Here is a 15,210-nt window from a genome sequence, read left to right on the forward strand (position 1 = left end):
GCTAGCAGCTCACCAGCCTTTCGATCAGCAGGTCCAGCAGTCTTTCGTGCTCGGGTGCCGGGGTCCCGCTGCGCTCAGGGTGGCCGGGAATGCCGAGGCTGCGCACCTGGCGACGTAGCTCGTCCATCCGCGGAATCCAGAACGATTTGTCGAGCGGATCGAGCACGCATGCGTCCACCGCATCGATCTCCGGCCAGCTTCCGGTCGGCCCGGGAGTGCGTGCCCGCGTCACCGACATCCTGAGTACGTGGTGGACGGCGGCGAAGGCCATCGCGTTGCCCTGTCCGTAGTCGAGACCGACGCGCCGGCCCTGCGTCGGGCTTTCCTCGCGTTCCACGACGCCCCACGCCAGCATCACTGCCAGTTCTCGGAACGCCGATCGTTCGTACATCATCTGGAGGAGTTGGTCGTTCCAGGGCTTCCGGGCCTGCCGGTCGGGTCTCGCCCGCAGGTAGTCGAAGGCGAATGCCGTCGGCACCGGGCCCGGCGGGACGATCCATGGTTGCGCACCGTCGGCAGCCGCCACCGGTGCGGGAGGGTGTGGCGTGCCGGCTGGCCTGGCGACGCCTCCGGCGAGGTCCACCAGGTCGAGGACCGCGCGGTAGGGAGCCGCCACCCGGTTGTCCGGATCGAGTCGAGTGAGAGCGCGCATCGCCTCGATGCTGTCCCGCTGCGACAACTCGGTGATGTGCTGGTGGAGGTAGTGCTGAGCATCCGACCAGTCCGCCTGCCTGAGCCATCCGGTCAGGACCTCCGGCAGGGCGGGCGGGGCGGTGGTCGGCCCCGGCGTCTCGGCCATGCTGAAGATGCCCGATGTGCCGCGAATCGACCACAGCTCGTCTGCGAATCGCTGTGCCGCGCGCCGATCGGTTTCGGTATGACCCGTGACCGCTGGCGGGGAGAGGGTCAACGACAGTTTCGCGTCGACCGGTACGCCTGCGGCGGTGAGTTCCTGGTGGAACCTTTCCGGTCCGTATCGGCGGGTGCCGGCAACCAGTTCTGTCGTGGCGGGGTCCAGGGTCGCGAAGGCCGAGACGTAGCTCTGGTAACGGGGCATGCCGTCGATCACGGTCCGGCGGGCAGTGTCCTCGACATGTGGCAGGTACACCCCGGCCCGGACCGACAACAGCGCAGACTGCCGGGTCTGCGCAGTTCCGGTACGACCCGGTCGACCGTCGTCGTCGGCCACCGGGTGTCCGGCGTCTGCCAGGTCTGGGTCGGGTGCTCGCACCACGACCGGTGCCTCGGCCGGTTCGGGAGGGCTGGCGGTGAGCTCCACGACGTCAGGTGGTGGGGGGATCTCGGCCAGCAACCCGGCGACGCCGGCCTCGCTGAGCCTGTCCCGGGCCCACTTCAGCAACGCATACCGTGCGCGTTGCGCGCCGTTCGGCGTCGTGTCGTCCCGCAGGATGCCCCGCTGCTCTGCCAACTGGTCCAACCGGCCGAGCAGAACCTGGATGTCGCTTTCGGCGGGATCGGCCCCGGCGAGGTCCAACAGGATGTCGACCACATGGCCGAGGGTCAGGGTCTCCTGGGGGGCTTCGGGACCGGCGCCCACCGGCACGACGAATTCGTTACTCGGGTGGCCGCGGCCGAAGGCCTGCTGGTGAAGCCGCCGGTCCTGGTCGTCGACGGGGTTGATGACACTCCGGTTGAGGCGTGGTGGCCGCATCATCGGATCGGTCCGTCCGAGTGTATGGACGAAACCCCGGAGTGTGAGGTCGGCACCTATGGTGACGGCCGATGCGACCTTCTGGCCGAACTGCTCCACCGTCCATGGTGTTGATCGGCCTGGTGCACCGATGACGATCCGGGCGGCACCGGAATAGGCCAGCTCCTCCCGGTAGTCGGTCGGTCGGATCCAGAGGCGATCCTCAACGGTGACGACGTCCCAGCCGGTCAGGAATTGGTACCTGCCGGCGCCGATGTATGGCAGACGTAGATCTGCGATCTCGACTACACGACCGCGTAGGTTGGGATTGACGGCGTAGTACGCCGCAAAAGGAAGGAAGGTCGGGATGAGCGAGTGTGAGTGGGCGTCGAAGTGTTCGGAGAGGTCACCGGGAACGACCAGATTCGAGGGCAGCACCAGTGTTCGGTTGTCGCCGATCAGCCGGGCGAGTTCTATGGCCTGCGGTGCGTTCATCGGGCCGGACATCATCAGCTCTATGAATGCCGTGTCGGGCAGGTAGTCAAGGATCTGCGTCAACACATGAGGTGCTGCGGCCGCGTCGCCGACCTCCACCACGACGAGCCGGTCGATCTCGCTCGACATCCGCGCAGGCGGTGCGGTGTGTGAACCTGCCGGGCGTAGGAACGTCCCTGCCGGCCCCAGGTCGACCGACTCGAAGCCGTCGATCTCCCGCATCTGCGTGTGCGGTGTCATCCGCCAGTCTCGCGTCGAACCCATCTTTCGAAGTTGCTGCTGAAGATTGAACTGCGTCTGGGCTACCGAATCGTGGTACGCGGTTCTGGTCAGCGCGCTGGCGTACTCCCATCGCGCAACCTCCCGGCCCCGCATGAGTCGACGATCCAGCCGGGGCAGCCCTCTGAGTCGTGGAATGATCGAAAAGCGTCTTCTTGTCTCCCAGAGCAGATCTCTCGCGCGCTTGACGTCGTCCCGTTGCAACCGCGCCTGGGTGTAGTGTCGGGGCCACTCCTCATGCCGTTCGTCGCCCGGATCGCGGGTGTTCCACATGTGCTCCACGGCGTTCTCATCCGCCGTGTGCCGCGACATCTGCGATTTGCGGGTCTCTGCCTGGGCCTGCATCGTGACCACCTCTGCCACGAGCAGTTGTGGTAACAGTTCGACGAGGGCCTCGTCGACCGATCTGACGGTGAGGTCCATCCTCCACGGCATCGGGTCGAAGGTGACCTCGGACTGGACGCCGTCGGTGGCGATGAACGTCGCCATCATCGGCACGTCGATCCACTGAGCAAGCAGTTCCACCAGCCGGTACCACGCTATCCGCTGCTCGTTCCAGCCTTGACTACCGTCGAGGAGCGGGTAGCGTTCGCGCACCCAGTCCCGGGCGAAGCGCCACAGTCGCGGGTCCATGGTGTCGGCGGGACGCCCTGTCGACGAGGGGTCCGGCCCTGCGCTGACCGCGGACGTGTACGGCTGGTACCTGTCGAGCAGCCCGGCCGAGCCGCGATCGACGCGGGACAGGTGCAGCACCGGACGGGGGCCCGGGTACGTCTGCACTGTCGGGCTCTGGTCGCTGTGCACGACGATGTTGACGTCCAGCGCCCTGGCGATGGCCTCGGGAAGGTGTCGGCCCAGCGCCGTCGCGTGCAGGTCGACCTGCGCCAGGCCCTCCTGCAGATGACGCGTGCCGGTCGCGGTGGCTTCGATGACCAGTTGCACCAGCCGTACGCGGTACGGATCGATATTGGTCAGCGCCCGCATGAGCTGTGCTTTGAACTGGGGAGTCGGCTGTTCCACCCGTCGGGCGAACTCCGCCCGCCACTGGCTACGCCGGTGTTCTCGTACCCGTGCTCCGGTCGCGGCCCGTACTGCCTCGCGGATCGTGTGGCCGTCCGCGTCGGGCAGCCGACGTCGTAGCGCGGTCGATGCCTCGGCCTGCCACCGATTGAGTTGCTCCGGCGTCGGCTCGGGAGCGCGGAAACCGGCCAGGAGAGCCGCCAACGTGCTGAACGGCAACTCCTCGGCCAGCAGAGCGCCCCGCCCACCGCCCACGATGGCGAACCGTGCCGGCTCGGCCGCCACCAGCGATGTCACGAAGTCCCGCAGGTGGCGGGGGGTGTGGATCTCGGAGGGGAGTGGGACACCCTGCCACGCCGCAGCGTCGAGGACCGCCCCCAGCAACCCCCGGTGGGCCCACTGCCTTTCGTCGGCCGAGGTCGGGGAGGCAAGGGGAGGTGCGGGCGTACCCGCGTGCAGCCGGTCCGCGATCTCGCGACGCAGCAGCTCGGCCGCGCGCTCGCCCGCCTCATCCATCCTGGGTCTTGTCTGCGAGGTCAGCCAGGAGGCCAACGAACCCAGCACGGCCGCGTCCTCGACGGTGGCACCACTGGTGGGAACGGTGTCCAGGGCGCTTCGGGCCTCTGCCGCGAGGCTCGGGATCGGGCCGGGCGGCGACCCGCCCTCTCCGGCCAGATCGCCCAGCCCGACCTGCTCACGCTGGAACCGTTCGTGCCAGGCGCCGATCGTCGCGCCGCTGCGCCCCAGTTCCTCCCAGAGTCCCGCCACGCTGGCCGCTCGCAGCGTCAACGCGGTGGCCGCATCGGTGACCGGTGGGGCCGAGCGCAGGTACGCGTCGGCCCGCCGCTGGACACCCCGCAGATAGTCCAGCGGAAGGCGGAGCGTCTCAAGGCTGGTGACGGCGTCTCGAGCTGCCATCGCCGGGGTCGTCCCGGCGACTGCGGCGACGAACGCGGCGGGATGCTCCGATCTGGTGGATACCGGCCACACGGGATGGTCGCCCGCACCCCGCACCCTCGCGGGCGGAGAGTCCGGCGGCGGATACCACGAGTTGAGGTGGAACAGGGCGGCGACCTGTGCGCGTCCGGCCTGGTCCAACCCCAGGGCGGCCAGCAATGCCGTTATCTGCGGTCCCCCCGACGGGTCGAGGAACCACCCGTCCACCTGCTGCGGCTCGGACCTGGTCGTGGCGAAGTTCGTGCCGACCGGATTCGCATCGGAGTCGGACAGGTCCGAGGCGGCCACGGAGGCGCGTGCCGTGGCGGCCAGGAGCGCCAACACCACGAGTACCCCGCCCTGCAATCCGCCCAGGCCGGTCGCCAGGATGCCGGGATAGGTGACGCCGATCTCGACCGCGTGAGGTCTCGATCCGGCCGCGCCCACCTCCGGCGGGTCGACGGGATTCAGCCACGGCAGTTCCGGTGAACCGAACAGCCGGGTCAGCGCGTCCTCGTGGGCGCGAACGAGACGGTCCAACGCCGCCGTACGGTCGACCGACTGCCCGGTCCCCGCTGCCGGCAGCGGGGCGTGGTCTGCCGTGATCACCATCCGCTCGACGGACACGCCGTACCGTCGCATGGCCTCGACCACGGCGCCGAGTGCCCGCCACACCGGCGGGCTGTCCACGAGATCCGTGGCGTGGATGACGAACTGCTCGACTTCTTCCGGGTCCGGCTCGATCCTCAGCCGTGACCTCGGGCTATCCGGAGAGGTCGCGAACTGCGCCATGGCCAGCACGGACTGTGCGGCGGCCAGCGCGTCGGCGAACGGGTCCCCACGGTCCTCGGAGGCCACCCACGTCCACGGCTCACCTGGTACGTCGTCACTCCAGATGCCGTCGATGGTCAGAGCGAACGTCCGGCCGGACCCGGGATCGCCCAGGCTGCCCCACGCGTTCGCCAGGAAGTACGGCACCGGTGGTCGTCCGGCGCCGATCCGATGCCGGAGCCAGTCCACGGTCTGCGACGGATCGGGCCATCTCCCGCGTCTGTCCGAGGCGTTCGCCTCGAACGTTGCCGGCAGCGTGTCGCGCCACACCCGGGGCCGATCCAGGCGCGCATCGACGGTGGTCGGGTCGAGGATCAGTACGTCCCAACCGTCCCGTTGCAGGAGATCCCGCAGAGCTGCGGTGTCGGGCGCCTGCCACACCGCGCGGTACGCCGCCCGTACCGCCTCGTCCGGCAACCTGAGCTGCCCGCTGATCAACTGTCGGAGCACATCCGAGACGGATTGATCTCCCGGCACCCGGCCGGGGACGAACACCGGACGGCCACCGGCTGCCCGCACCACCGCAGCCCGATAGGACATCCCCAGTTCCGGATCGGTCAACCGGGCCGTGACCGCAGCGGCGGCGGCCAGCCCCGCCGTCGACCGGCCGGCGGGCAGGATCTCGGCCAGCAGGCCGGCGTCGGGCACCTCGTGCGTCTGCGGCAGCGTCTCCGGGATCGTCGGATCGTCCAGGACCGGACCCAAGCCCCGCGCCATCGGGTGATTCGGGGCCTTCCGCTTCGGACGGAAGATCGTCAACATCGCGGCGGCCTGGGCGCGGGTCGACTGGTCGGTGAGCAACCCCACCAGCCGCCACCCGTCGAGGCCGAGTTCGAAGGCGTCGTCCGCGTGGTCGCCGGGTGGCCGGAACGTCCAGTCCCACCATTGCGGATCGGGGAACGGCCGGCGGGCGATCTCCACCATCTCCGCGATGACCCGGAGCCCGGCCTGGGGTATGCCGGGCCACAGGAGTTCCTTCCGAGCGTCCAGGCGAAGTCTGACGACGTCGTCGGAGTTCCAGGCCACGCCGACGGAGAGGCCACCGGCCTCGCGGTGCGCTCGGAGGAACCCGGCGAAGCTCGAATAGCCGTACTGCGGCGGCGGGTCTTTCCTGTTCGCGAGGCCGATCTGGCTCAACGCGTTGAGATGTGCGTAGTAGAGGTGGGCCAGCCGGAGGTAGGCGGCGGCGTCCGCGCCGTACTCCGTCCTGACCTCGACCGTTGCCTCGTTGATCGTGAACGTCAGGTCTCTGAGTGTGTCGAGCACGTCGGCGAGACCGGCCCAACCGCCCCCCTCCGAACCGAACGTGAACTGCAACGAGTACCGGCCGTCCGTGGGGGGCCCGACACGCACACCGGCGATGTCCGAGAGGTTGGCGAACGCTCTCTCCGCCTGCGGTGAAGCGCCGATGAGTGACGACAGGAGGCTGATCGACATGCCGTCCGGCACGGGTGCGTCGCGGAGCAGCGGGCTCAACCATTCGTGCGGTGCGGAGTCGGGTCCCGCAGCCGCGCCCATCGCCCGGATCAGACCGGCGACATTCTGCGGGACGTCCTGCAGACCGGCATGAGCGGTGATCCGGCGGAACACCTCGGCGCGCTGATACGGCTCGGCGTATCGCAGGGCTGCGGCGCTGACCTCGGCGACGTCGCCTCGGGCGAGAGTCGCCGAACCGTCGTGGTTCCACACCGGCCACAGGTCCGACGTGTCGAGTCCGTACGTCGCCTCGTCGGACCTCTGCCGTCTCTGATACGCCTCGATCACCCGGCTCGGCCCGGCTGTGCCGCCACCGGCCCCCTTCGGCGGCCGACTCAGATTGGCGTACACCGCCAGCGACTCCGCCGGGACGTCCGCCCTCGCGGCGCCTTCCAACAGACCGCGGAGACCGAGCCAACTGCCGTCGTCGTTGAGTTGGTGGACGAGTTTAGGTGGGACGCCGGTCTGCGCGAACACGATGGCATACAGGTGGTCGGTGAGCGTGTCGGTCATCTGCCGCGACCGCCAGTCCGGGCGGCTTCGGATCGAGTCGGCGACCGCGCCCACCGCGGCGAACCTCATCACACTGGCTTCGTCGGCGTCGTTGAGCCGGGTGAGGTCGTCCTCTGGGCCGAGGACTGCCGGATCGACACCCAGGACGGAGGCCAGCGCGAACAGTTTGTCCGAGGGGACGCCCAGCCGTGACGCGTGGTGTTCGACGTCGGGCACCTGTCCGATCCGGACGCTGAAACCGGTGACCCACCAGACGCTGACCCGTAGCGCGGCGGACAACTCGTAGCGCCGGTGCAGGTCGAGGCCGAGCTGGTCGGCCATCTCCGACAGGGTCGTCAGGTACTGCTCGCGATGGTGCTCGGTCAGCTCGTCCCACAGGTGCTCGACGAGACTCTCCATCGGATCGAGATGCGACACGCTGGACGTGTCGTCATCCGACTCGTCCGCCATCTCGACATCCGACTCGCTGGCCGTGCCGACGTCCGAGTCGATGTCCATCGCCGAGCCCGGGGCGCTGGTCTGCGTTCCGGACGGCAGACCCAGCACACTGGTCAGCCACCACCCGAGATCGACCTGATCACCCGTCCAGTCGGTCGGCGCCAGCCTCCAGTCGGTGAGGAACGCCAGCGGCACCCGCGCGGCCCAGAACGTGTCCGTCGCACCGAAGCTGACGGTGTGGGGCCACAGTCGTCGCAGCGCGTTCTCGGCGATCGCCGGGATCTCCGTGGGCGGCTCCTGTCGACGCGGCAACGCCGCCGCGATCGGCCCGAGCTGGACCAGCGGCACGTCCCACCGTGCGGCCATGCCGAACAGCCACGTCACAGTCTCGGAATGTGCGTCCGGTGGCAGCGGTGGGACGTCGGAGGCCTTCAGTCCGCCCCACCGACGGGCGTAGGCCAGGGCCGTCGGCACCGGCACCGCCAGATCACGGGCGGCGTCGAGTACGGCGACATGGTCCAGCCACGGACGGTCGATCAGGTCGCTCTCGACCTCGTCGCGCGGAATGCCCACCTGTTCGGCGAGCCACTGGGCCAGCCACAGGTCCGCGTCGCGTGCCGCCGGTAGCTGCGGGCGGACCGGCGGAGGCTCGTCCTCGTCGAACCGGCGCGCCGAGTCGTCCATCGCCTGCTCCAGCAGCCCGATCCAGTCCAGGCCCGCGAGACGCCGGTGATACTCCGCGACGCTGGCGTGGCCCACCCGGAACGTGCTGAAAAAGAGGTCGTGCAACTCGTTCGGGGTCAGCCCGTCGGCCCCGGACCCGGTGGGCAGGCGTGCCCCGACCCAGAAGGTCCACGACGGAAATGGCACCGGCTCACCGTTCGGCCCCTGCGTGAGCAGGCGAACCAGGTGTTCGACGGTCAGACGGTCGTCCGACCGCTCGGGCGCGTGTACCGCCAGCCGGTTCAGGACTGACCGCATCGGCAGGAGATCCAGGATGTTCGTGTGCAACCGCCAGGACAGCTCCAGCGCGACCTCCGGCTCGACCCCGGCCCGATAGGCGAACCAGTCCAGGCGGTCCGGCACCTGGCCGGTCGTCGCGATCACGTCGAGCAGTTGTGCGATCTGCTCCTTCGGCAGGTGCAGTTTGTCGATCATCCGGGCCACGCGCGGCAGGTCGACCAGGGGGAGCTTGACCACGGCCCGGACCTGCTCCTCGGGCACCTCCCACCGGTCGGCCCAGCCGGCGGCCTCCCGCACGCTCCACCTCGTCGACGTCGGCACCGGCTCAGGTTCCAGATCGGCCGATCGCCGAATCGGCCGGGCGGGGGCCACTTCGTCCAGGAACCGCAGGATCTGAGGCGCCGGCACGTTGCCGACCAGTTGGTATACGAGCGAGGGCAGGTGGCCGGACGGCAGGAGGTCGCTCAACTCGGTGACCGGGAATCCGAGCCCGCCGCTCACCTCCGCATACCGCGTGACGTGCTGCAGCGACTTGAACCCGAGTTCTTCAGCGACGAGTCGGACCTGATCCACCACCCGCTCGACCAGCGTCCCGACCTCAGCGGGCCGCACACGGTCCGCCCTCATGCCGATCATCCGCGCCGCGGTCCGGATCATCTCTCGGATGGCCAGCAGGCCGGCGAGATCGATCTTGCCTGCCGTCTGTAGTCGTTCGGACGGCCGCCCGCCCTGCGGATCCCCCGCTCCGGCGACGGGAGGGACGTCCGGCACCGCCGCCGGGCGCTCGCTCTCCGTGCCAGACACGGCGCTCGGCCCGAGGCCGAGCTGCCCGGCCAGCGCTGTGAGCGCCAGCAATCGCAGCGTGCGCCGGACTTTCCGCGCCGACTCGTCCGGCCCGGCCGAGTCGAGGAACAGGCCCAGGTCCGCCGCCACACCGGCGAGGTCGTCGCTCCAGTGGACCTGCTCGGCGGCCCAGGCCACCGACCGTCCGGCCAACCTGTCCGGAAGGGTGTGCACCAGTTCCAGCGGCACCCCCCGCTCGCTCAGCCAGCGGAACGACGGAAGATCATCCGGACCCAGTCCGAGCCGGGCGCTGAGCTCGGCCAGATACACCACCTCGACATCGGTCGACACCCCGAACGGCCCCAACCGCTCGCGTAACCCGGTCAGCAGCTCGTCAGCCCTGGCCCTGGTGCCGGTGGTACGCGTCCGCACCACGGTGACCAGTTCCGCGCCGACGATCCGCAGGGCGCCCGGCGGCAGACCGAGATCCTGGGCGACCGCGTACCACGCCCGTCGGACCGGCTCCACGAGATCCGCCGAGGCGCGCACCTGCGCGTCGGTCGGGAGCGGCCCGTGCACCGCCGAGATCGCCTCGACCGTCAGATCGGTGACCTCGTCCGGGTCCGGCACGCTCTCGATCAGACGTACCCACTGCCGGGTCCTGGCCTCGTCCGGGCCCGTCACACCCAGGTCGGTGACCAGCCGGGTCCACTCGTCGCCGTGGAAGAGGTCGTCGGTCCGCGGCTGTTGACCCACCCTCGGGGTGACCGCCGGCACCGGCGGGGACGCCTCCGACACCGGCTCATCCGGTTCCCACACCCGCTGGTACGCCGGTGGTGGTGTCTCCTGCCTGAACCGATCCGCGGTGGGGGTGTCCAGCGCCAGCTCCAGTGCGCCGTCGAGCCGGAAGACGAGCTGCGGCAGGCCACGCACTTCTGCCGGCTCCACCTGCACCAGCAGCCCGCCCCGGACCCGTTGGTAGACCACGTCGTCGCTGCTGAGCGTGCCCAGGGGCAGCGCGTCGACCAACGCCATCCGGAACCTCAGCGGACCCGCCGTTGCGCCCTGGGGGCGCAGGGCAGCGCCGAGCACTCCGGACAGCCCTGGTCCGGAAATCACCTGGTGCAGCGTGTCGGCCCGCATCAACTGCCGTCCAGCCGATCGCCAGCGACCCACCTCGACCTCCGCGACGACTGCGTCGTGCAGTGTCCGTACCGACACCGGATCGATGGCGGCCACTCGCGCCAGGCCCCGCCGCAGCGTCTCCGGTGGAAGATCCAGCACTACGGGGTTGAGCCGGTCCACCGTCGCGGCCAACTTCTCATCCACACCGACCAGTTCGGCCTCGCGCCGCGCCACCCGCGACCGTGGCCCGGACAACACCTCGTCCGACACCAACGCCCGCAATTGCACCAGCGCCGCGCGGACCACCGGCAGGTCAGCCGTCGGCGGATGCCCGGAGTGCTCCCACCGCACCGTCACCAGCAACGGGGCGGCATACCACTGCGCGGACTCCGCCGCGCCCACATGCTGGTACGCGCCGACCGGCTCCGCGCGCACCACCAGCCGGATCCCCCTGTCCTCCGGCCTGCTAACGCGCGCCGGGCGCAGCACCACACCGCTGTCGAACAGACCGGACTTCCGCCAGGCCGTCAGTTGCTCGGCACCCAACAGGTCACGCAGCACGACGCGCTGGCTGGTGACTGCGGTGTCATACGTGACCGCCCGCCAGTCAGCGTCCTGCAGATGCTTCGCGTGATCCTTCACCAGATTCGCCGCCAGCCCCGCGACCCGCTCCGTCGGCGCCTCGTCGGGTTCGGACAGCGCGTCAACGGCCATGGCGTCCGACGCGGTCTCGTCGGCTTCGGGCGACGTGTCGATGTCCATCGGGTCCGACGGCGCTTCGTCGGCGGCGTCCTCGGCATCGGGTTCGGGTTCGGGTTCGGAGGAGATCACCAGATCTTCGACGACCAGGGGGAACTCGTCCGGTGTCAGCACGGCCGGCGGCCACGAACCGACCGCGACCGGCTCTTCGGCGGGCGAGGGCGGACTGGCGTCGAGTTCCAGATGTTCGTCGGGATGCGCAGCGGTGCTGCCTGGCGGCGTCTGCGGGTCGAACTCGGTGAGGATCCGGTAGTACATGCCCGCGTCGCGCCACAGTCGCCGGAGCAACTCACGCCGGGCCGCCACCGGGCTCGCCGTCGCATGTGGCAGGCGCAACCGCTCGGCGTACCGGTCGAGATGGGCCACCAGCGCTGCCGGGTCCTGCTCGGCCGGATCGGCACCGGCCTCGTCCAGCAGCGCGTCCAGCAGGTAGTGACCGACCCGCGCCGGGACGCTCCCGGACGCGAACAGGGCCTCCTGCCACCGTGGACCGAAGGCCAGGTCGAGTAGCCGCCGGTCGTGAGCGGTCTCCGCGTGCAGCGACGCGGTCGACGGCCACGGTCGCGGCGACACCGGAGGCGCGGGCCGGTGCACCCGGACGAAGTCCGCGTCGGCGACGGCCCCGGTGTGGCTGGCCAGCACCCGGGCCACCCACATGCCGTACTGCCACACCGTCCACGGGACGGGGCGGTCAGGGGTGCCGATCACCACGCGCGGGTCGCCGTCGCCGACCTGTGGTGACACGTCTGCCGGACCGATCCACACCCGGTCGCCGACCGTGACGACATGCCAGCCCGGCAACATCTCGTACCTGCCGTCGTCGCGCGCGCTCAGCGTGAACATGCCACCGACAGGAACATCCCGCTGCGAGCCGGGATGCACGGTGTAGTAGGTGGCGAACGGTGTCATCGTCGGCTGGTGTGCCCCGCTGTGCGCGACGAGACGGCCGGCGTCGGCACCGCTGGGATCCACCAGGTTCCGGCCGACCGCCAGGACGTGCCCGTCGCCCAGCACCTCGGCCAACGCCACCACGTGGGCCGCCGACAGACGCGCGGCGGGCACCAACTCCACGAGCGCGTCGGAGGGAAGGGCGGCCCCGATGTCCGTGAGTCGTCGACGTGCGTCCGACACGTCCCCGACCTCGACGACCACCAGCGGCCGGTCCGGATGAGGCAGCCGCTGCGGCGGTGACGCCGTCGGTGTCGTCGGCAGGAAGACGCCCGCGGGGCCCAGGCTCAGAGCCCCCAGATCCGCGAGTACGGCCACCAACCCGTCGATCTCGACGTGCCAGTCCCGCACCGAACCGTCGGCGGCGAGGGACAACTCCAGGCGAAAAGCCTGGGCCTCGGTCGGGTCGGCCTGGTACACGGCGCGTACGTCGGCCCTGGCCAGCAGAGCCCGATCGTGGCCGGCCGCAAGCCGTCGCAGCACCCGTGGACCGAACCGGTCGAGCCTGCGGGCCGAGTCGAGCCGCATGTGTGTCCGATCCACCAGATCCACCACGGCGGGATGGGCGGCTCCCACCCACCGCCGAGCACGTACCGCCTCGCGCACCCCGGGATCCGCCGAACGGAACAGGCGGAAGTCCTCCACGTCGGTGATGCCGAGCAGCGTCCGGTGCGCCTGCTGCACCGGGCCGAACACCACCACGGCGGTCGCTGGATCCCGCAGCGCCGCCGACACCCAGCCCTCGCCCACCGGCACGATGACCGGCCCCGGACCACCACCCGGGGCGGGTGATGCCCCGAACCACCACACCACATCGTCGTGCGTGACCAGCCAGCCCAGCTCACCCGCGCCCAGACCGGGCCGCAAGCGCACCAGCGCCGACGAGTCGGGGGCCCGCAGGAGGCCGTCGAGCAGCGCGTCGACGTCCGCCGTCGGCGTCGGTTCGCCACCCGCCACCGACAGCACGTCGGCCATCGAGACCGGCATCACCTTCCGCATCAGCTCGGCCGCGTCCGGCCCCGGCGGGAGGCCGTGCCGTACCAGGCGGAACGCCATCGCGACGGCCGCCGTCGGCACCGGAACCCGCAACCGCTGGTGCGACTCCGCCAACCACCCGGCCAACGCCTCGATCCGGGTCCAGGACGGCGAGGTGCGGTCGGACGCGATCTCGATCGCCGTGCGTACCGCCTCTCGGGCGGCGACGTGCGACCACGGCAGGCTCCGCACCGCCACGGCGTCGTCCCACGAGGTCTCCCGACCCTGCGGGTCCACCGGTACCAGCCGCGCCGAGCGCGCCGACCCGACCGGTACCTGCACCTGCACCCGGTACAGATCCGCGAGCTTCTCCACCGCTTCCGCGTCGTCCACCAGGCGGCGTCCGTCGACCCCCCAGCGCTCGACCTCCCACGGCACCAGCACCATCTGGTCGGAGAAGGGTTGCCCGTGGACGAAGGCCGCGCCGACCGCCGAACGGGGCTTCTCCTCCGCGAGGAAGACCAGGGTCGCGTCGACCGGCCGCACCGCGGCGAGCGAGGCCGCCAACGCCGCCGAATGCCCGGTCTGGGTCAGCTCACCGGTGAGGACCAGCCGGCCCGCCACCACGAGAATCTCCCGGCAACCATGCGCGACCGGCACACCATCACCCCCCGGTCGCTTCTCCGGTACCGACAGCTTCGGATGGGTTTCCGCCGTTCGGTGCTCTGAGTCGGCCTCCCTGCCCAAGCCATCCCCGCCGCACGGTGGCACGACTCGCCGGATCCCCGGTAGTCCCTTTATGTCCGCACCGGGCGTCCTCACCGTCCGGTGCGGCGGGTGTCCCTGGAACTGGTGACTGTGCCGGTCCCGTGCCGAGCGGGCAGGCTGGCACGGGACCGCCGTCCGGACGGCCAGGAGGCCGAGCGGCATCGACCGGGAGGGCCTATGAAGCTAGTCGACATCACTCCGCAGATGCTGCTGGACGGGTCACAGTCCTGCACCGACACGGCTGCACAGCTACAGGCGCGGCTCGCGACGCTGCGACGGGACGTGGACGACCTGGCGTCGTACTGGTTGGGGCCGGGTTCCAAGGCCTACAAGCAGACCATGGAGGAGTACGACACCTGCGGCCGGATGCTCAACGACGCCCTGAACGGAATCTCGCGGGGCCTGCAGCGCAACGCCGGCAACTACGCCACGGCCGACGAGGCGACGGTGCGCACCATGCCCGAGATCAATGGTATTCCGGCGGCCCGTCTCGGGCCTGAGCCCGGCGCCTGACCGGAACCGTCAGCCCGCCCGAGTAGAGGAGTTCGCGTGACCGACAGTATGGGTAGTCGCATCCGGGTCCCCCCGGAGCTGGAGTTCGCCGGCGCCAGGCTCAAGAGCACCGCCGACGAGCTGGTCGACATGCTCGCCACCCTGAAGGCCAAGCTCGTTCCGTTGGAGGAGAGCTGGGTCGGTGAGGCACGCGAGGAGTACGTCGGACTCCAGGGGCAGTGGAACGCCGGGGCGAACGGTCTGTTCGGTGTGGACGGCGCACTGGGCGACATCGCCAACGCCGCCAACCTCGCCTGGAACAACTACTCCGAGGCGGAGTTCTCGAACCTGCGTACCTGGCGGGGCTGACGATCACCGCAGGCCGGGGGTCTTGAACATCCGAGACCTCCGGCTCGTAGTATTCGGCATGATCCGTGATCAACGAGGCCGTACCTCCGACGCGCAGCCGTCGCCGGAACCGGTCGGACCGGGTGCCGAGTCGAACCCGGAGTCGCTCGCGGACAGCAGCCGGTTCCGCAAGCTCGGTTCGGCCCTGAACTGGGTCGGTGACCGGGTGGCCGTGGTCGGCGCCGACCCGACGGGAGCGGTCGCCGCCGCAGCGACCGGGCTGGCGGCGGAGCGCGACGTGGTGACCGTCGTCGGGCCGCTCGACACCGCCGAGGACTGGGCGTTCGTCGAGACGGTGCTCCCCATCGCGGTGCCGCCGGGCAGTCGTGCCCGGGTCGCGGTGGCCGGGG

The 15,210-nt window shown here is 70.4% G+C and carries 3 protein-coding genes and 1 pseudogene; 3 read left to right on the plus strand and 1 reads right to left on the minus strand.

All coding sequences use genetic code 11. The features are described 5' to 3' along the window. Position 1: 1 nt before the first annotated feature. On the minus strand, positions 2-13,852 hold the full coding sequence (locus EYA84_RS02565; RefSeq protein WP_131051367.1) for a hypothetical protein: 13,851 nt from the start codon (positions 13,850-13,852) through the stop codon (positions 2-4). 285 nt (positions 13,853-14,137) lie between these two features. Between EYA84_RS02565 and EYA84_RS02570 the strand changes: the two genes are divergently transcribed. From EYA84_RS02570 to EYA84_RS02580, 3 genes and pseudogenes are all read left to right on the plus strand, one after another. Beyond that, positions 14,138-14,473, plus strand: a complete 336-nt coding sequence (locus EYA84_RS02570; RefSeq protein ID WP_131051368.1) for a WXG100 family type VII secretion target — start codon at positions 14,138-14,140, stop codon at positions 14,471-14,473. Between the two features lie 36 nt (positions 14,474-14,509). Continuing rightward, positions 14,510-14,821: a WXG100 family type VII secretion target gene (locus EYA84_RS02575; protein WP_131051369.1), complete on the plus strand. Its 312-nt coding sequence runs from the start codon at positions 14,510-14,512 to the stop codon at positions 14,819-14,821. Positions 14,822-14,879: 58 nt separating this feature from the next. Further along, positions 14,880-15,210: pseudogene (locus tag EYA84_RS02580) on the plus strand (hypothetical protein); the annotation flags it as partial.

Source organism: Verrucosispora sp. SN26_14.1 (genome assembly GCF_004307965.1).
GTDB lineage: Bacteria > Actinomycetota > Actinomycetes > Mycobacteriales > Micromonosporaceae > Micromonospora.